At 66.9% G+C, this 18,828-nt stretch carries 18 protein-coding genes and 1 pseudogene; 4 read left to right on the top strand and 15 right to left on the bottom strand.

Annotation, left to right across the window (positions count from 1 at the left end):
- The 3 genes and pseudogenes from ABLE92_RS12675 to ABLE92_RS12685 all read right to left on the bottom strand — a co-directional run.
- Positions 1-330, bottom strand: a pseudogene (locus ABLE92_RS12675) (IS110 family RNA-guided transposase); the annotation flags it as partial.
- 103 nt (positions 331-433) lie between these two features.
- Positions 434-1,603, bottom strand: a complete 1,170-nt coding sequence (locus ABLE92_RS12680; protein WP_348805132.1) for a DUF8462 domain-containing protein — start codon at positions 1,601-1,603, stop codon at positions 434-436.
- 128 nt (positions 1,604-1,731) lie between these two features.
- The gene (locus ABLE92_RS12685) at positions 1,732-3,003 is read right to left on the bottom strand and encodes a benzoate/H(+) symporter BenE family transporter (protein ID WP_496560801.1); all 1,272 of its coding nucleotides are present in this window, start codon (positions 3,001-3,003) and stop codon (positions 1,732-1,734) included.
- Between ABLE92_RS12685 and ABLE92_RS12690 the strand changes: the two genes are divergently transcribed.
- Positions 2,970-3,518, top strand: coding sequence for a helix-turn-helix domain-containing protein (locus tag ABLE92_RS12690; RefSeq protein ID WP_348805133.1), 549 nt, complete (start codon positions 2,970-2,972; stop codon positions 3,516-3,518). The two genes, ABLE92_RS12685 and ABLE92_RS12690, sit on opposite strands and share 34 nt — an antisense overlap.
- Positions 3,519-3,609: 91 nt before the next feature.
- Here ABLE92_RS12690 and ABLE92_RS12695 read toward each other — a convergent pair whose 3' ends face one another.
- From ABLE92_RS12695 to ABLE92_RS12710, 4 genes are all read right to left on the bottom strand, one after another.
- Positions 3,610-4,401 carry a heparin-binding hemagglutinin gene (locus ABLE92_RS12695; RefSeq protein WP_348805134.1) on the bottom strand — a complete coding sequence of 264 codons (792 nt, stop codon included), beginning with the start codon at positions 4,399-4,401 and terminating at the stop codon, positions 3,610-3,612.
- Between the two features lie 332 nt (positions 4,402-4,733).
- On the bottom strand, positions 4,734-5,618 hold the full coding sequence (locus ABLE92_RS12700; RefSeq protein WP_348805135.1) for a 3-hydroxybutyryl-CoA dehydrogenase: 885 nt from the start codon (positions 5,616-5,618) through the stop codon (positions 4,734-4,736).
- A gap of 112 nt (positions 5,619-5,730) precedes the next feature.
- Positions 5,731-7,017: an isocitrate lyase gene (gene aceA / locus ABLE92_RS12705; RefSeq protein WP_348805136.1), complete on the bottom strand. Its 1,287-nt coding sequence runs from the start codon at positions 7,015-7,017 to the stop codon at positions 5,731-5,733.
- Positions 7,018-7,476: 459 nt separating this feature from the next.
- On the bottom strand, positions 7,477-8,253 hold the full coding sequence (locus ABLE92_RS12710) for a hypothetical protein (protein ID WP_348805137.1): 777 nt from the start codon (positions 8,251-8,253) through the stop codon (positions 7,477-7,479).
- 71 nt (positions 8,254-8,324) lie between these two features.
- Between ABLE92_RS12710 and ramB the strand changes: the two genes are divergently transcribed.
- A complete protein-coding gene (ramB, locus tag ABLE92_RS12715; protein WP_348805138.1) occupies positions 8,325-9,743 on the top strand; it encodes an acetate metabolism transcriptional regulator RamB in 1,419 nt (472 codons plus the stop codon).
- A 39-nt stretch (positions 9,744-9,782) separates the two neighbouring features.
- Here the strand turns inward: ramB and ABLE92_RS12720 are convergent, their stop codons facing one another.
- The 3 genes from ABLE92_RS12720 to ABLE92_RS12730 form a co-directional block, all read right to left on the bottom strand.
- Positions 9,783-10,274, bottom strand: a complete 492-nt coding sequence (locus ABLE92_RS12720; protein ID WP_348805139.1) for a MarR family winged helix-turn-helix transcriptional regulator — start codon at positions 10,272-10,274, stop codon at positions 9,783-9,785.
- 25 nt (positions 10,275-10,299) lie between these two features.
- Entirely contained in the window at positions 10,300-12,000 is a 1,701-nt protein-coding gene (locus tag ABLE92_RS12725) for an MDR family MFS transporter (protein WP_348805140.1), read from the bottom strand.
- A gap of 302 nt (positions 12,001-12,302) precedes the next feature.
- Positions 12,303-12,770, bottom strand: a complete 468-nt coding sequence (locus ABLE92_RS12730; RefSeq protein WP_348805141.1) for a MaoC family dehydratase — start codon at positions 12,768-12,770, stop codon at positions 12,303-12,305.
- 25 nt (positions 12,771-12,795) lie between these two features.
- Between ABLE92_RS12730 and ABLE92_RS12735 the strand changes: the two genes are divergently transcribed.
- Together ABLE92_RS12735 and ABLE92_RS12740 are read left to right on the top strand one after the other, a co-directional pair.
- Positions 12,796-13,332, top strand: coding sequence for a carboxymuconolactone decarboxylase family protein (locus ABLE92_RS12735; protein ID WP_348805142.1), 537 nt, complete (start codon positions 12,796-12,798; stop codon positions 13,330-13,332).
- Positions 13,333-13,342: 10 nt separating this feature from the next.
- The gene (locus ABLE92_RS12740) at positions 13,343-13,984 is read left to right on the top strand and encodes a class I SAM-dependent methyltransferase (protein ID WP_348805143.1); all 642 of its coding nucleotides are present in this window, start codon (positions 13,343-13,345) and stop codon (positions 13,982-13,984) included.
- A gap of 3 nt (positions 13,985-13,987) precedes the next feature.
- Here the strand turns inward: ABLE92_RS12740 and ABLE92_RS12745 are convergent, their stop codons facing one another.
- The 5 genes from ABLE92_RS12745 to ABLE92_RS12765 form a co-directional block, all read right to left on the bottom strand.
- A complete protein-coding gene (locus tag ABLE92_RS12745; protein ID WP_348805144.1) occupies positions 13,988-15,100 on the bottom strand; it encodes an LLM class flavin-dependent oxidoreductase in 1,113 nt (370 codons plus the stop codon).
- Complete coding sequence (locus ABLE92_RS12750) at positions 15,097-15,834, bottom strand: ABC transporter ATP-binding protein (protein ID WP_348805145.1); 738 nt, start codon at positions 15,832-15,834, stop codon at positions 15,097-15,099. Before ABLE92_RS12750 ends, ABLE92_RS12745 begins: the two co-directional genes overlap by 4 nt.
- The gene (locus tag ABLE92_RS12755; protein ID WP_348805146.1) at positions 15,831-16,691 is read right to left on the bottom strand and encodes an ABC transporter permease; all 861 of its coding nucleotides are present in this window, start codon (positions 16,689-16,691) and stop codon (positions 15,831-15,833) included. Before ABLE92_RS12755 ends, ABLE92_RS12750 begins: the two co-directional genes overlap by 4 nt.
- On the bottom strand, positions 16,688-17,680 hold the full coding sequence (locus tag ABLE92_RS12760) for an ABC transporter substrate-binding protein (RefSeq protein ID WP_348805147.1): 993 nt from the start codon (positions 17,678-17,680) through the stop codon (positions 16,688-16,690). Before ABLE92_RS12760 ends, ABLE92_RS12755 begins: the two co-directional genes overlap by 4 nt.
- 189 nt (positions 17,681-17,869) lie before the next feature.
- Positions 17,870-18,754 carry a DNA-3-methyladenine glycosylase family protein gene (locus ABLE92_RS12765; RefSeq protein WP_348805346.1) on the bottom strand — a complete coding sequence of 295 codons (885 nt, stop codon included), beginning with the start codon at positions 18,752-18,754 and terminating at the stop codon, positions 17,870-17,872.
- Positions 18,755-18,828 lie beyond the last annotated feature (74 nt).

Genomic DNA, 18,828 nt, shown 5'->3' on the forward strand with positions numbered 1-18,828 from the left:
TTCACCCAACCGGAGCAGTTTCTCCAGGTGCGCGGCGTCTTTGGCGTCGGTCTTGACTCGATCACCCACTGGCCGTTGAAGTTTCGATGGTGCGGCCACGGTGCACGCCATCCCTGCCGCAATCATCGCGCGGGCCAACCCATATCCGGTCGGACCGGCTTCGTAGGCCACCTCGACCGGCCCGACCAACGCCCGCAGCCACTCGATGATCGACCGGTAATCCGGCGTCAACCGCGCTTTTCGCACCTGTCCGGTCCGCACCTCACAAGCGTGCACCACCACCGAACGTGCATGAACATCCAACCCAACACTTGTACCCTGAGTAATCACCGGAGGCCTCCTGAGTCTGCAATGTGGCTCTACCAGTGTGTTCTGGCAACCCACGTCTTGACTTGCAGCTCGAGGCCTTCGGCCCCGAACCTCCTCATACCGTCTAGGCCAAGGGCTGTTTGGCAATGAACAGATGCATGTGGGGAACAGTGAATGCGACCACTCCGTGATTGGGTGCGAAGACCAACCCCTTGCTGATGAGATTCGCACGAGTTGGCCCGAGACTGCCGATGCTCCGACCCAGACGGCTCGCGATCTCGCCGGATTGGCTATCCTCTCCGGAATCTTGCGCCATCGCGCGCATATAGTCCTTCTCGGCTTTGGTGGCGCGGTCCCAGCGAACGCTGAAGAAGCCTCTGTCGAGGTGGTTGTTACCCAGCGCAATTCCATAGGCGGCGTCGCGCCTGTCAATCGGCGACCCTCCTGCGACATCCCAGGTCTCCTTTCCGAACTGCTGCAGGAAGTAGGGGTAGCAACCCGAAGCGGTGATTACCTCGTCCAATGCGGCATCGCTCCATTCCACGCCCTCGTCGCGCGCGGGCAGAATCAGAGCCGCGCGTGCAGCAGATTCGTCAAGCTCTTCTACTCCCACGTAGCGAAACCGCTCCGAGTAGGACCTTGCCTGAGCCAGCATGCCCCGCAGACTCGGAAGACCAGCGAAGGCAAGCAAGAATCGCCAATCATCCTGTGCCGCCTGATGGGCGACAACACAGAGCGCTCTGAGATCGTCCACCTCCAGATCCTGGGCCTCATCTATGAGCACGGCCAGACCGACACCAATCGACGCAGCCGCGTCTGCAAGCTCGCGAATGAGCTTGCGCAGGTCGGTCTCAATGACGCCAGTATCCGCACCACCACCAGGAGAGGCCGTGAAATCGAGACCGAAAGACCACACCCCATCTGAGCTGTAGGAGGCCTTGAAGCTAGACGCCGTCTTGAGTGCTTTCACCACCCGCTCGCCAACCCCCGGACGAACCATGTCACTCAGCGGCTCATACAAGGCTTCGCCGAGCGCTTCGCGAAAGTTGAGATCATGCGAGGCCTCGATCCGAGCGACCACCCAGTCACGTTCCCGCGCTTCAGATGCAAAGCGTGCGAGCAGCACGGTCTTCCCGACACCCCTTCTTCCGATGAGGACCTGCGGCGAGTCAATCCGGTCCTTCTCAGCACGCCTGAGCGAGTTCTGCCACTCGGCAATCGCTGGATCACGACCGACCAGAGCCGCGGGTCTACGTCCTGCACCAGGTGAATACGGGTTACCGACCGCGTCCATATCTAGGAGAATATAGCGATCTATAGCAAATTGCTATACTCCGCTATAAACAGGTACACCTCGCTTCTGATCGACTCGCACCTGCCCAGCCGCCAGCCGTACGCGGATCCGTACCGCCCCGCGCCACGTCAGACCGGTCGCCGCAACACCCCGTGCGCCACGAGGCCGACGACGATCGCCCAGAACGCCCCGCTGATCCCCCAGAACGTGACACCCGCCGCGGCGGTGACGAAGGTCAGTGCCGCCGCGATGCGGAACTCGTCGTGGGCGAAGGCACCCAGCAGGGCGTTCGCGAAGGTCGCCAGCAGCGCCAGGCCGGCAACGGATTCCAGGAGTCCCTGCGGCGCGATGGCGGTGATGGTGACGAGCACCCCGGACAGACCGGCGAGCACCAGATACGAGATGCCGGCGGACACCCCGGCGATCCAGCGACGACTCCGATCGGCACCGGCCTCCTCACCGGCGGCCAGTGCCGCCGACAGTGCGGCCAGGTTGATGGCGTGCCCGCCCAACGGTGCGCCGATCACCGTGCCGACCCCGGTGACGAACATGGCCGGGCGCCACGGTGTTTCGTAGCCGAAGGATTTCAGGACGGCGACGCCGGGCACATTCTGCGACGCCATGGTGACCACGTACAGCGGGATGGCCAACCCGATGATCGCCGAGACGTCGAACGACGGTGTCGTCCAGGCGATCTGCGGCCACCAGTCGATGGCGATACCGTCGTCGATTCCGTGCACCCCGACGTAGGCGCCGATCACCACGAGTGCGGTCACCAGGGCCAGGACAAGCGCCCAGCGCGTCCACCATCGGGTCGCGGCGAGCCAGACCACCAGGATCGGCAGAGTCAGCAGTGGTTGCACGGCAAGTGATTTCATCGGCGCCAAGCAGAGCGTGAGCAGCACCCCGGCCAGCATGGCCTGCGCTATCGGCGTCGGGATGCGCCCGATCAGATCCCCCAGGGCCGGGATCAGACCGGTCGCGAGGATGAGCACGCCGACGACGAGGAACGCCCCGACCGCCGCCGACCACCCGGCGTGATATTCGGCGCCGGCGGCCACCAGCATCGCCGCGCCCGGCGTCGACCAGGCCAGGGTGATGGGTTTGCGGGTCGCGACGCACAGGACGACGATGCCCACCGCGAAGGTGACGGTCAGGGCCAACAATCCCGACGCGGCCTGCTCCGACGACGCCCCGACCGCCCGCAACCCGGCGACCACGACCACGAACGACGAGGTGAACCCGACGAGCGCGGTGATGATTCCGGCCGTGATGGGTTCGCTCATCGAGGGTGCTCTGGTGGTCACGTCGGCCAGCATAGCGTGTATCGTTCTGTTTACAGAACGCGGAAGGGAGGATCGACGCCGTGCCCGACAAGGACCCGGATGCCACCGCCGCACGCCGCCGGGCGATCGGTGACCGGATCGCCGGGCTGCGTTCCGCACGCGGGATGAGCCTGTCCGCGTTGGCCCGCGCCGCCGGCATCGGCAAGGGATCGTTGTCCGAACTCGAAGCGGGACAACGCAACCCCACCATCGACACGCTGTACGCGGTCGCCGGGCCACTCGGCGTCCCGCTGTCGGCGCTGCTCGGCGAGGACGCGGGCACCGAGGGTTCCGGCACCCACCTGTCGGCGCGGCTCCTGCACGTCGAGCATCATTCCGACGGCGCGACAACCGAGGTCTTCTGGCTCCACGTGTTGCCCGGCGGAATCCGCACCTCACCCCCGCACGGCGACGGCGTCGTCGAGCACGTGCACGTGGTGTCCGGGCGACTGGTCGCCGGCCCGACCGGGGCCGAAAAGGCTGCCGGACAAGGTGAATCGCTGCAGTGGCCCTCAAACACCGAACACACCTACCGCAGCGACGACGGCGCCCTCGCGGTCCTCACGATCCACTCGCCGGCGCCGCACTGAGAACACGCATCGAAAAAGCACGGCACCGGAACATGACACGGCCCCCGCGGAACGAATCCGCGGGGGCCGTGCTGGTTGTCGATGGTGCCGATCAGGCCTCCGGGCCGGTGGCCTTCTTCGCCGGAGCCTTCTTGGCGGGAGCCTTCTTGGCGGCGGCGATCTTCTTGGCCGGCGACGAGTTGGCGGTACGCGCCTTGCCCTCGACGGTGCCGGCGGCGCCGTCGACCTTCGACGCGGCGGTGGCCGAGTTGGCCTTGATGGTCTGACCGGCTTCGGTCACGGCCTCGCCGGCCTCGTCGAGCTTCTCGCCGACCTCGAGGGCGGCCTCGTCGATCTTGTCGCCGAGCTTGTCGGCGGCGTCGTCGAGCGCATCGCTGGCCTCGCCGACGCGGGCGCCGACCAGTCCGGCGATCTTCGCGGCCTGCTCACCGACGGAGCGGGTCTGGTGCGATACCACTCCGAGGGCGTCCTCGGTCAGGTCGACGGCGTCGTTGTAGGTCTTCTCGGCGCGGGTCAGGCCTTCCTGGACCATCGGCTGCTGACGCAGACGCTCGAGGGTCTCCTCGCCACGCTCGGCCAGCGAGTTGTAGAAGCTGGTCGCGAGTTCGACGTAGGGCTCGACGAACTTCGTGATCTCCTCGGTGGTCAGCTTCGCGCGGATCTCGTCGATCGAGGGAACATCCTCGGGCAGGCTGTTCAGCTTGGTGCGGGTTTCCTCGAGCTTGGTCTTGGACTCCTCGAAGCGCGTGGTCGCGCTCTCGGTGGCGGCCTCGGTGCGCTCACGCAGCTGCGTGACGGCATCGGTGACCTGCTGCAGGGCCAGATCGCCCGCACCGACCACGGCATAGAAGGGATTCGCAAGGGTACGTTCGGTGGTGCTCATATCGGCCTCCTCGATAAGGGTTGGGCAGAAGTTTTGCGGCGCAAGAATTTTCGGGCAGCAGACCAGGTGGGTGATCGATGACTGCCGGTTGGGGATCACTTGTGCAGCGCTTCCACTTACCAGTATCCACGTCTCGCTTGCAATTGCAAGCAGTTTGTTAGCACGGTCATAACAGGTACGGTCGTACCATCTCGCACGAAGAGCCGAACTCGGCTCCGGTTATCCCGAAGTTGTTGCCGCGCAAAAGATCTCCGGAAGCACGCGGCCATGGCTCGAGCCCACCCCTTGAACTCACCACGAGTTCATTATCGCGCATCGGGAATCCGCCAAGCCTAACGACGGGTTGCGGGAGCCTCGTAATCGTAGAAACCGGCACCGGCCTTCTTGCCGAGCCGCCCCTGCGCGACCATGCGCGCCAGGATGGGCGGCGGGCCGTAGAGGGGTTCACCGAATTCCTCGTACATCCCCTCGGCGATCACCTTGACCGTGTCCAGACCGACCAGATCGGCCAGCCGCAACGGACCCATGGGATGCGCACAGCCCAGCACCATGCCCTTGTCGATGTCCTCGGCCGCGGCAAAACCGCTCTCCACCATGCGGATTGCCGACAGCAGGTAGGGAATGAGCAGTGCGTTGATGATGTAGCCGGATCGATCGGCGGAGCGGATGACCTGTTTGCCCAGGACCTCGCTGGCGAATGTCTCGGCCCGATCGGCGACCCCCGCAGCGGTCAGCGGGGTGAACACCAGCTCGACGAGCGGGAGGACCGGAACCGGGTTGAAGAAGTGCATGCCGATGACCCGGCAGGCGTCGCCGGTGGCCTTGCCGAGGACGGCGATGGGGATCGACGACGTGTTGGAGGCGAGTACCGCGTCGGGGTCGGCGACCACCTTGTCGAGCGAGGCGAAGATCTCGGTCTTGACGCCCTCGTCCTCGATGACGGCCTCACACACCATTTGACGATCGGAGAAATCCCCGAGATCGGAGGTGAACCGCAATCGGCCGACGGCCTGTTCACGTTCCCGCTCGGTCAGTTTGCCCGACGACACGCCACGGTCGAGCGACCGCAGGATGCGGGACCGGCCGGCCGACACCGCCGCCTTCGTCGGCTCGAACACGAGGACGTCGACGTGGGCCCGCGCGCACACCTCGGCGATCCCGGAGCCCATCTGCCCGGCGCCGACGACACCCACGCGCGAGATCATCTCACCGGACACAACCACGACTCCTCACAGATCACCCAGATGCCGACAGGCGGCCCGCAGCGAAGGCCGCGGACCGCCTGTCTTGTCAACTCCGAAACCGCGTGCTTGCGGTCTGGCCGAGTTCCTAGTGGAACTGGCCTTCCTCGGTCGAGCCCTTGAGAGCCGCGGTCGAGGTGTTGGGATCGACGGTGGTGGCGATCTTGTCGAAGTAGCCGGCACCGACCTCACGCTGGTGCTTGGTGGCGGTGTAGCCACGGGCCTCGGCAGCGAACTCGCGCTCCTGCAGGTCGACGTAGGCGGCCATCTGCTCACGGGCGTAGCCGTAGGCCAGGTCGAACATCGAGTAGTTCAGGGCGTGGAAGCCGGCCAGGGTGATGAACTGGAACTTGAAGCCCATGGCGCCGAGCTCGTTCTGGAACTTCGCGATGGTCGCGTCGTCCAGGTGCTGCTTCCAGTTGAAGGACGGGCTGCAGTTGTAGGCGAGCAGCTGGTCCGGGAACTCGGCCTTGACGGCCTCGGCGAACTGGCGGGCGACCTCGAGGTCGGGCTTGCCGGTCTCCATCCAGATCAGGTCGGAGTACGGGGCGTAGGCCTTGGCACGCGCGATGCAGGGCTCGATGCCCTTCTGCACGTTGTAGAAGCCCTCGGAGGTGCGCTCACCGGTCACGAACGGCTTGTCGCGATCGTCGACGTCCGAGGTGATCAGGGTGGCGGCCTCGGCGTCGGTACGGGCGACGACGACGGTCGGGGTGTTGGCGACGTCGGCGGCCAGGCGGGCCGAGGTCAGGGTGCGGATGTGCTGCTGGGTGGGGATGAGCACCTTGCCACCGAGGTGACCGCACTTCTTCTCCGACGCGAGCTGATCCTCCCAGTGGGTACCGGCGGCACCCGCGGCGATCATCGCCTTCTGCAGTTCGTAGACGTTGAGGGCGCCACCGAAGCCGGCCTCACCGTCGGCGACGATCGGGACGACCCAGTTGTCGACGGCGTTGTCACCCTCGACGCGGGCGATCTCGTCGGCACGCAGCAGCGCGTTGTTGATGCGACGCACCACCTGCGGCACCGAGTTGGCCGGGTAGAGCGACTGGTCGGGGTAGGTGTGGCCGGAGAGGTTCGCGTCACCGGCGACCTGCCAACCGGACAGGTAGATGGCCTTGAGGCCCGCGCGCACCTGCTGCACGGCCTGGTTACCGGTCAGAGCGCCGAGAGCGTTGATGTAGTTGTCACCGTTCACGCCCTCCCACAGGATCTCGGCGCCACGCTTGGCGAGGGTGTGCTCCTCGAGGACGTTGCCCTGGAGTTCGGCCACCTGCTCGGCGGTGTACTCGCGTGTGATGCCCTTCCAACGCGGGTTGGTGTCCCAGTCCTGCTGGATCTCCGCGGCGGTGCGGGGCTTTCCGACGTTGCTCATTAGCCACTTCGCTTTCGTTGTGCTGCTCGGCCGACGTAAGGGGCCGTGGGTGGTTGCGCCGGTACGGCGAACCCTGCTGACAGACATCCGGGGGCACGGTTGCAAACTCTCCGTAGCTCTCCGGCGGTGTCTGCAATCAAGAGTGCCACAGGGCAAACCCGCAGGTCCAGTCGGGTTTATCGTGCGAAAGGCGGCCAGCTTTCGCGAAGATTTTGCAAATCTTGCGAAGGTGAGAGTGTGAAGGAACCCGGCGGCGCTCTCAAAAAGTACGCGCGTACTGGGTTTTTCCCATCGTACGTGGCCGACCCGTCGTGCACGCGCCGAGGCGCCCTGGCCGCACACGGCGTCGTCCGCCGCTCACCTGCTGTGACAGGATTCACAGACAAACGCCGAAAGGTCAGGTGTCCTCCCCCGCGACCACGACCGGTTCACGGCGTGTGATCAGGGACGACATCGCCGTCAGGTGTGACCTTGGGCCGCGGTGGTCACGGCCGTGCCGAAGAGGGTGACGAACTCCTCGCGGGACATCGGTGGACGTGCCACGGGCGCCGGCGCGGGAGGCCGCACCGCGTCGGTGGTCTCGCCCGACACCGTCAGCGACACCGTCGCCGGCGACCGCACCGGCACGCCACCGGGCCGGGTGAGCAGCGCATATCCGCTGTAGGAGACGGCGGTCTGCACGCCCTTGTCGGGCAGGGTGGTGGTGGTCGCCGACTCCACGACGTGCATCTGTTCGACGTCGTCGGCGTGATCAGTGAGTGGCGGCTGCGGCAGGACGGTCGACACGGTGACGATCGTGGTGCCGGCCAGGTTGCCCTGCCGGATGGTCGTCTCGGTACGCGCGCAGGCTCCCGTGGTGGCGGCGATGTCCGCACCGAGATCGCGTGTCTGCATGGTCACCAGTTCGACGAGATTCCCGAAACCCGACTGGGCACCGAGGACCGCGGTGTCGGCCTCGGTCAGCCGGTGATTGAGGTCGGCGTCCGCGCTCGGCCGGCACTGCTGCGGGGTGACGGTGGTCGACTGTGCCGCCGACAACTGCGTCGCGTTGGCGTCGATCAACTGCTTCACGGGCAACTGCACCGGGGTGAAGCCGGCCGGCAGCCCCGCCGGGTCGAGGAGCAGATCCGCGGGGGCCACCGAGGCGGCCGGAATCGTCGTGGTGCCCTGCGAACATCCCGTCGCCAGAATCATCGCCACCGACAACGTCACCGCTGCCCCGACCGTCCCCGCCATCGCTCTGCGCCGAAGAGCGCGCCTCACCCGCACGCGGTCACCGTATCCTGTGATGACGAGGAGGTGGGGCGATGCCGAAGACGTATGTGGGGTCCAGGTTGCGCCAGCTGCGCTCGGAACGAGGGTTGTCCCAGGTCGCACTGGCCCAGACGCTGGCGATCTCACCGTCGTATCTCAACCAGATCGAACACGACGCGCGGCCGCTGACCGCCGCGGTGCTGGAGAAGATCACGCACACCTTCGGGGTCGATGCCGGATTCTTCGACTCCCAGGACGATGTGCGTCTGGTCGCCGAGTTGCGTGAAGTGCTCCTCGACGACGACGTGGAGGCCGCCGACACCGCCCACGACGCGCAGGGGATCAGCACCATGGTCTCCGGCCACCCCGAGATCGCGGCGGCCATGGTGAACCTGTACCGCCGCTACCGGATCGCCACCGATCAGCTCGCCGCCGCCACCGATGAACGCGGCGACCGTTCCATGCGCGGCGCCATCAGCGCCCCCCACGACGAGGTCCGCGACTACTTCTCCCAGCGCCGCAACTACATTCACGAGCTCGACGTGGCGGCCGAGGAGATGACCACGCGCATGCGGATGCACTCCGGTGATGTGCGCCGCGAGATCATCGACCGGCTCGAGAAGCGCCACGGCGTGACCGTCGCCCGCCGCGTCGACCTCGGTGACTACGTGCTGCATCGCTTCGATCCGGCCTCACGGCGCCTCGAGGTGTCCGCGGCGTTGTCGGCGGGACAGCGCGCCTTCAAACTGGCCGCCGAACTCGCCTACCTGGAATACGGCGACCTGATCGGGCAACTCGTCGACGAGGGTAACTTCAGCAACGACGACGCGCGCTCGCTGGCCCGCTACGGACTGGCCAACTACTTCGCCGGCGCGGCACTGCTGCCCTACGCCCAATTCCATGGCGCCGCAGAAGATTTCCGCTACGACATCGAACGCCTCTCGGCCTTCTACGCGGTCAGTTACGAGACCGTATGCCATCGCCTGTCCACCCTGCAACGCCCCAACCTGCGCGGCATCCCGTGGTCGTTCGTCCGCGTCGACCGCGCCGGCAACATGTCGAAACGACAGTCCGCCACCGGTTTTCACTTCTCCGCCTCCGGTGGCACCTGCCCGCTGTGGAATGTCTACGAGACCTTCGCCTCGCCGGGCAAGATCCTCACCCAGATCGCCGAGATGCCCGACGGCCGCGAGTATTTCTGGATCGCCCGCACCGTCGAACGACGCGCGGCGCGCTTTGGCCAGCCGGGCAAGACCTTTGCCATCGGCCTCGGCTGCGAGCTACGGCACGCCGCCCGCGTCATCTACTCCGACGGCCTCGAGATCGGACCGCAGGCCCGCATCACCCCGATCGGCGCCGGTTGCCGCGTATGCGAACGTCAGAGTTGTACCCAACGTGCGTTCCCGTCACTGGGCACCGAATTGCGGATCAACGAGCACGGTTCGACGGTCTCGCCGTATATGACGGTGTGACGCATGCAGATCGGCGATCGAGTACCGGCTGCCACCGGGTCAGGAGTGATAGTCCGCCGGCGAGGTGAAGTCCTGCAACATCTCGGCGAAGTCACGCAACCGTTGGGTCGGCCAGGTGGACAGCGCTTGCCGGTAACCGGCGCCGTCGCCCGATTCGAGGTCTCGGATACGTTGGCCGGTGGCCTCGGTGAGTGCCATCCGGATGATGCGTCCGTCGTCGGGATCCACATGTCGTTCCACGAGATCCAGCTTTTCCAGTTGCGACAGCTGACGACTGAGGACGCTCTTGTCGCTGCCGAGGCGATCGGCGAGGTCTTTCGCGCGCTGCGGGCCCCCACCGTACAGAGCGGCGATGATCCGGAACCCGATCGGCTGGAGGTCGGGATGGATCTGATGCGCAAGGTCCTTCCAGCGCAGCCGCACCGCCTGTACCAGCTGCTCGATACCGTCCTCGACCGCGAGCAGAGCCGCCGAATGCGCGGCGGCGCTGTCCGGGAGCGTTCTGGCCTCGTCGGAGCGTTCGGTCACCATCACCACAGTCTGCCCGACCTCTCCCTCACCGGACCTGCCCCGGGTCCTCCGATCTGCGCGTCACGGCACTCTCGAGCACCCGTTCGGCGGCGATGGATTCGGGTGAATCACTCGACGTGATCGCCCCCGCCAGATCGACCGCGGCCTTCCCTGCTTGCTCACCCAACTTCTCGGTGCCGGTGCTGCGCGACAGGCTCTTGTTCGGCAGCAGGAGCGTCGCGATCACCGCGACGACGCCGAGCGGCACCGACCACAGGAAGATCTCCGCTGTCGCTGTGCCGTAGGCACTCTCGATGGCCGATCCGAACACCTCCGGCAGGGAGCCGAGGTCGGTCACCGCACCGCTGCTCAATTGTTCGTGCGCGCCCTGCAACTGCTCGGGGGTGAGCCCGGACACGTCGGCGTCAGCGATGTTCTGCTGCATCAGGGTCGGCACACGGGCACCGAGTAGCGCACCGAGCGCGGTGACACCCACGGCGCCGCCCAGGCTGCGGAAGAACGTCACGCCCGCACTCGCGGCACCGAGGTTCTTCGCCTCGACCGAGTTCTGAACCACCATCACGAGATTCTGCATCACCGAGCCGATCCCGAGGCCCAGCATGAACATGTAGACGGAGACGAGGACGAAGTTCGTGTCGTAACCGACGGTCCCCATGAGGGCAAGACCCACGGTGAACACGATGGTGCCGCCGACAACGAAGCCCTTCCAAATGCCCCACTTGCTGATCAGGTTGCCGACGAGCATGCCACCAATGAGCTGTCCGGCGACCATCGGCAGGGTCATCAGACCTGCCTGGGTCGGACTGGCACCGCGCGCGTACTGGAGGTACTGGCTCAGAAACACGGGCACTCCGAACATCGCCACGCCCAGACCGATCGACGCGATCACCGCGAGGGTGAACGTGCGGTCGCCGAACAACCGCATTGGGATGATCGGCTCAGCGGTCTTGAGTTCGACGAGAACGAACAGGCCGAATGCCGCGACAACACCGCCGAGCATGGCGGTGGTCTGCCACGACCACCAGTCGTACTTGTCACCAGCGAAGGTGATCCACAGGGTCAGCGTCGCAGCGCCCGCCGCGATCAGAACGGCACCGAGGTAGTCGATCCGGACCGCACGCGCCGGACGTTTCGGCAGATGCAGGGTGAGCTGGATGACGATGATCGCCACGACCACCAGCGGGGCGAACAGCCAGAATGTCCACTGCCAACCCATACCGTCGGTGATGACACCGCCCAACAACGGACCGCCGACCTGGGCGACACCCATGATGCCGGCGATGACGCCCATGTACTTTCCGCGATCACGCGCCGAGACGATGCCGGCGATGATGACCATCACCAGAGTGTTCATCGCACCGACGCCGACGCCCTGGATCGCCCGGCCGGCGATCAGCCAGGACGGGTCGAACGCGAAACCGGCCAGCACCGATCCGGTGACGAAGAACCCCAGACCGATCTGCACAAGCAGCTTCGGGTCGATCAGATCAGACAGCTTGCCCCACAACGGTGTCGCGATACTCGACGTCAGCAGGCTCGCGGTGATCGCCCACGTCAGGATGTCCTCACCACCGCCGAGATCCGACACGATCCGCGGCAACGCCGGCGAGATGATGGTGCTCGAGGCTATCGCCGCGAACATTCCGACGATCAGCCCCGAAATCGCCAGGATCACCGACCTCTGGGCGCGCGGACCCGTCTCGGCCGGCGCGATGGATGTAGCCATGGACCATGACCTCCTACGTAAGTTGACTCTGGTCAACTCTATAACTATGAGTTGATATTGGTCAACTCATATGAAGGTTCATCTATTCCCGTCATTCCCGCGGGCAAACAAAACGCTCAGCGTTCCGCGGAACGCTGAGCCGACCGTTCGGCCCCGGCTACCGCCGTGTGCCGGCTTCGGGACCTCGCAGTACCTCCTCGTCGACGCGGCACCCGCGTATCGGCGCGGTCATTGCAACGAAGGAGCCTGCACGCGGGCGGCGCGTCGACACGAACCGCCCGCGTGAAGGCAGAAAGCTTGCGTCAGAACACCATCACGCGAACGTTTTCGGCGACACACGCCGGTTTGTCGGCGCCCTCGATCTCCACGGTGTTGACCACCACCATGGTGACGCCCTTGGCGCCCTCCTCGATCGAGGTGATCACCGCGTTGGCGCGGATCCGCGAGCCCACCGGCACCGGATTGGGGAAGCGCACCTTGTTCAGGCCGTAGTTGATGACGAGTTTCGGTCCCTCGACGGTGAAGATCGAGCCGGCGAGCATCGGCAGCAACGACAGGGTCAGGAAGCCGTGGGCGATGGGGGCGCCGAACGGACCGGACGCCGCACGCTCGGGATCGACGTGAATCCACTGATGATCACCGGTCGCGTCGGCGAACTGGTTGACGCGGTCCTGGGTGATCTCCAGCCATTCGCCCGATCCGAGGTCCTCGCCGATCGCGGCCTTGATGTCGTCAACGGAGGTGAACACGCGCGGTGTGATGGTCGTCATAATCGTCGTAGTCTACCGTGACACCATGAGCACCCCACGGATCGCTCCCGGCGGCCTCGGCGACCTCGGCCCGATCAATTGGGCGTTCAGCCGTATCGCCGCCCGCGCCATCGGCGTGCACGACGCCCACATCTTCTCCACCCTCGGCCGCACCCGCGGCCTGTTCCGCGGCTGGCTGCACTTCTCGGCCCGGCTGATGCCGTTCGGGACGTTGCCGCGCAAGGATTCCGAGATGATCATCATCCGCGTCGCCCATCTGCGCGGCTCGGAGTACGAACTCGATCATCACCGTCGACTCGGCAAGCGGGCCGGCCTGTCCGACGACGAGATCACCCGCATTCTCGAGGGCCCGGACGCCGGATGGGGTGATCGCGAACGCGCCCTGCTGCGCGCCGCCGACGAACTGGTCCACGACTCCGACATCAGCGACATCGCGTGGGCCGCGTTGCGACGTCATCTCGACGAACGGCAGGCGGTCGCCTTCGTGTTGCTGGCCGGGCAGTACGACATGCTGGCCACCACGCTGCACACCCTGCGCGTGCAGCCCGACGTGCGGGCCTGAGGTCCACGCGATGGAGTCGCCGGCCACCCGCTTGATGCGCAACCCGGTCTTCTCCCGGATCTACCAGAAGGCGTGGCGGCCGATCTTCACCCGCGGGTTCTCCCTCGGCGGCAGTGCCACCGCCGACTACGACAAGGCCCTGCGCGCCTACCTGTGCCGCCCGGGTGAACGCATGGTCCTCGACATCGCCTGCGGCCCTGGTAATTACACCCGACACATAGCCGACGGCCTGACCGGCGACGGACACGTCGTGGGCATCGACTTCTCCGCGCCGATGCTGGCCACCGCCGTCGCCACCAACGCCGCGCGGCGGGCCTCGTACATGCGTGTCGACGCCCACGCGATCCCGTTCGCCGACAACAGCTTCGACGAGGTTATCTGCCTCGCCGCGCTCTACCTGATCCCCGACCCGCTGCCGGTGCTCGACGAGATGATGCGGGTGACGGCACCCGGCGGACTGCTGGTGGTGTTCACCTCGGTCGCCGGTCCGATCTCCACCCTGCCCGGCGTGCGCACGCTCGCCGGCATCGGCGGTTACCGCGTCTTCGACCGCGACGAGATCACCGGCCGACTCCGCGAACTCGGCGCCGAACACATCGAACAGACCCTCATCGACGAGGGACAGTATGTGTTGTGCCGCAAGCCTTCCTGACCCTCACGTCGGCGAGGTGACCGCTGGCAGACGATCGGCCGCCCGCACCAACGGGACCACCCCTTCGGCGAACCAGAAGGCCTCCTCGATATGTGGTTGGCCGGACAGGATGAAGTGATCGATGCCGATCGCGCGGTACTGTGCGATCAGGTCGGCCACCTCGGCGTGACTGCCGACCAGAGCGGTACCGGCACCCGGCCGCACCAAGCCGTATCCGGCCCACAGACCCGGATAGACCTCGAGGTTGTCCACGTCGGCGTTGAGTGCGAGTTGACGTCGCTGACCCTCGGAGTCGCTCTGCAACAACCGTTCTCGCGCCAACGCGATCAGTGCCGGGTCCATCCGGCCGACCAGCTTGCGGGCCTCGGCCCACGCCTCCTCCCGGGTGTCACGGGTGATCACGTGCGCCCGGATACCGAAGGACAGTTCCCGGCCGTACCGGGCGGCCCGCGCGCGCACGTCGTCAACGAGTGCGGCGACCTTCTCCGGCGGTTCGGTCCAGGTGAGGTAGGTGTCGACGGTCGCCGCGGCGGCTTCACGGGCGGGCTCGCTCGCACCGCCGAAGAAGACCTGAGGCGCCACGGCCGGCGGATGCCCGACCACCGCGCCGGTCACATCGTAGTGATCGCCGGTGAAGTCGAAGGGCGTTCCGGTCCAGGCCTGTCGGACGATGGTGACAAATTCACGCGCCCGGGCGTAGCGTTGCTCCTTGGTCAGCCGATCCCCGAAACGCTCCTGCTCCTCCCGATCGCCGCCGGCGACGATGTTCAGTGCCAACCGGCCGCCGGAGAACTCGGCGAACGTCGCGGCCTGCTGTGCGGCGAGCGTCGGGGTGATCAGCCCGGGCCGGAACGCCACCAGGAATCTCAGCCGGCTGGTCTCCCGGATCAGCGCCGCCGTGGTCAACCAGGCGTCGTGGCACCAGGTTCCGGTGGGCGTCAGGACGGACTCGAACCCGAGTCGCTCCGCGGTCTTGGCGACGAGGGCGAGGTAGTCCAGATGCGGGGGCCGCACCGCCGACGCGGTGCCGAGGATTCCGGCCGACTGGAGCCCGCCGATCACCTCCCGACCGTCTCCCGAGGTCGGCAGGAACCAGTGAAAGTGCTTGTCGCTCATCGATTCTCCGATCGGATGGCGGCGCCGCCGACCAGCGCACCGACGCCGAGGTATGCCAGCACCCGCTCCCGCAGGGTGACGAGCTCGGCCGCATCGCGCTCCCGCGGACGGGGCAGGTCGACCGTGACGTCGTGCGCGATCGCCCCGTCCTCGAGGACCAGGATGCGGTCGGCGAGCACGACGGCCTCCTCGACGTCGTGGGTGACCAGTAGGGCGGCGAAGCGGTGCCGTTCCCACAACCGGGTGAGCAGGCCGTGGGCCTCCAGCCGGGTCAACGCGTCGAGCGCACCGAACGGCTCGTCGAGCAGCAGCAGATCCGGATTGCGTACGAGTGCCCGGGCCAGTGAGACACGCTGCGCCTCACCGCCGGACAGCGTCAGTGGCCAGGCTCCCGCCCGATGCGAGAGTCCCACTTCGGCCAGCGCGTCGGCGGCGCGGGCATCGGCGTCGGCGACCTTGAGGTTGAGCGAGACGTTCTTGTCCACCCGCCGCCACGGCAACAGTCGCGGTTCCTGGAAGGCGACCGCCCGGGACCCGTCGACGGTCAACTCACCCTCGTGATCGGGATCGAGGCCGGCGATGATCCGCAGCAGCGTCGACTTCCCGGAGCCGGAACGTCCGACCAGAGCCACGATCTCACCGGAGTGCAAGGTCAGGTCGATGCCCTCGAGCACGTGGACGTCACCGAACGAGCGGGACAGCCCCTCCGCGCGCACCACCACCCGCGCGCTCATCGGGCCACTCGCCAGCGCAGCAGGTAGCTCTCCAGGCCACGGACGATGGAGTCACTGATCAGGCCGAGGAGCGCGTAGATGACCAGGCCGAGGACGATGATGTCGTTGCGGAAGTAGGTGCGCGCGTTCATCACCAGGTATCCCAGGCCGGCGTCGGCGTTGATCTGTTCGGCGACGATCAGCGACAGCCACGCGACCCCGAGCGACAGCCGGAAGCCGGTGAGCGCGCCGGCCATCGATCCGGGCAGGATCACGGTGCGTGCCAACCCGATTCGGCCGAGACCGACGGATCGTCCGGCCTCGATGAGTTTCGGGTCGACGCCCTTGATCGCCGACACCAGGTTCAGGTACAGGGGAAACAGCACGCCGAGGGCGACCATGTAGATCTTCGGTTCCTCACCGATCCCGAACCACACCACGAACAGCGGGATCAGACCGAGGAACGGGACCGTCCGCAGCATCTGCAACGGCGGGTCAATGGCGAGGTCGGCCACCCGGAAGAAACCGACGAGCAGGGCCAGCGAGACGGCCACCACCACACCGAGGACCAGTCCCAGGCCCACCCGCTGCAGCGAAATCGCCAGTGCTTCTTGCAGACTCCCGTCGGCCCAGAGTTCCTGGGCGGCCGCCCACACCTGCGTTGGCGGCGACAACTTCGCCTCGGGGATGACCCCCCGCACGGAGAGGAGCTGCCACAGCCCGAGGATCACCAGCGGCGAGATCAGCCGCAGCCAGGAGCCGGCCCGCAGGCGCGGCAGCCGCGACCACAGCGAGCCGCGGGGCGCCTCGGCCGTCACATCGCCCGACCCCTCGACCGCTGTTCCCGATACCCGCCGATCGAGCACAATCTGGGTCATCGGGACGCCCCCGCGCCGGTCACCGCGGCATTGAACTGCGGATCGAAGTAGGCACCGGCGTCGGAGGCCTTCGGGATCTCGCCGGCCTTGGCGAACAGGTCGATCAGCCTCTGCTGCTTGGCGATCTGCTCGTCCCCGATCGCGACGAGGGTTCCCGACGAGGTCGCGAAGGTCGCCCGGGCGACGGGTTCGGGGAGCTTGGTGAGCCTGCTGTAGGTGGGAATCCAGGCATCCTCGTGGGTGACCGACCACTGGTTGGCGCGGGTGATCCGACCGATGAGGTCCTTGATCGCGGCATTCTTGCCGGAGTCGGCGAGCGCGGATTCCGGTGCCAGGTAGTAGCCCTGCTGGGTGGTCAACTCGGCACCGTCGGCGATCACCTTGCCGTGGGCCTGTGTCTGGCCGACGGTCGCGAATGGATTCCACACCGCCCAGGCATCCACCTGGCCCGCGGAGAACGCCGAAAGCGCCTCGGTCGGTGACAGATACGTCGCCTCGATGTCATCCGGACCCAACCCCGCCTGTGCGAGCAGGGCCAGCACCAGACCGTGCGAACTCGACCCCTTGGCGAACGCCACCTTCTTACCCTTGAGCGCGGCGATGGAGGTCACCGACGAACCGGCGGGCACCAGCAGGAAGTCATTGGGTGCGGTGCGGGATTGCACCGCAACGATTTTCAGGGGTGCACCACCGGCCTGGGCGAACACCGGCGGGACGTCCCCGGTGCCACCGAAGTCGACCTTGCCGGCCGCGGCGGCTTCCAGCAGCGGTGGCCCGGATTCGAATGCCGCCCAGTCGATGTCGTAGGGCAGATTGTCGAGTTCGCCCGACGCCTCGAGCAGAGACCGGGTCTGCTGCACCTGGTCGCCGACGACGAGCGTCACCCGGCCGCCGGAGCCGCTCGCGGCGTCGTCGGAGGAACACCCCGTCACCGCCGCGGTGACGACGGCAATGACGGCCACGACGGCCCCGGCAATTCTCGATGACATCAACAGTCCCTTCACACGCGCCATGACCCGGGCACGGGGCACGGCAATCCTTCGAGAGGGAATTCTGGTAGCGCCGACCGGGACGGACAATTCGGCACATCCGGCCGGTGCGGACTCGGGCCGTCATCACCGCAGGTGACCGGGGAGATCGAGAGTTCTGTTCAGCGCGAGTCGATCTCGGGGACGATCTCAGATTCCCCGGTAGTCGCGCACACTCATCCGGGCGCCGCGTCGCTGCGGCGCGCTGCCGTACATCTCGATCATCCGGATGAGGCGATAGCGGTGTCCGGCATAGGGTTCGAGGAGTTCGAGCATCCCCGCGTCGTCGACGCGTTCACCGATGAGGGTCTGCCCCACCAGCGACGGAATGTGATAGTCACCCACCGGCACCGCGTCGGCGTCGCCGACCGCCCGGGCGCGGGTCTCGGCGACGGTCCACGGACCGACGCCGCGCAACACGTCGAGGTGGCCGGCGTGACGTTCGGTGTCGATGGTGGCCGCGCCGCGGATGGTGCGCATGCGTACCGGTTCGGCGCCGCTGCGGTGCCATTCCCACACCGGGATGTCGATCCAGGCCGACCGTGGCGGCGGGACCCGCATGTCCGCCGGCACCGGGCCCGGCGCGGGTTCACCGAATCGCCGGAGCAGATATCGCCAGGCCCGCCACGCCTCGGTGCCGACCACCTTCTGTTCCAGAATCGCCGGGGCGAGGGCCTCCCACACCCGGCCGGTGCTGCCGATCCGCAGTCCGGTGGCGCGGGCCGCGAGACCGGCGACCACCTCGTCGTGGATCGGCATCGCCTCGGGATGGTCGTCGGCGCCGAGCGCGTCGGGCAGCGTCTCCAGCAGCCAGTCGGCGCCGGGCCCCCACGCCCGGCCCACCACGCGGTCGTGCTCGACGCGCATGGTCACGGTGCCCGGGCCGTCGGGAGTCCACACCGCGCGCCACACCGAGCCGTCACGTCCGTACCGGAACGCCGGATCGCCGCTGCCGCGTCGGTGCAGACCCACGGTCGCCCGCAGATCGAGTGGACCGGGCGGGGTCCACTGACGCGCGCGGGGCGAGGCTGACATCACCGTCCGACTCTACGGCCCCCTCCCCGGTACCGCGCCGCGCGATCAGGCACACAGCCGCGCGGGATGGGGTC

The organism is Gordonia oleivorans (assembly GCF_040044975.1).
Taxonomy (GTDB): domain Bacteria; phylum Actinomycetota; class Actinomycetes; order Mycobacteriales; family Mycobacteriaceae; genus Gordonia; species Gordonia oleivorans.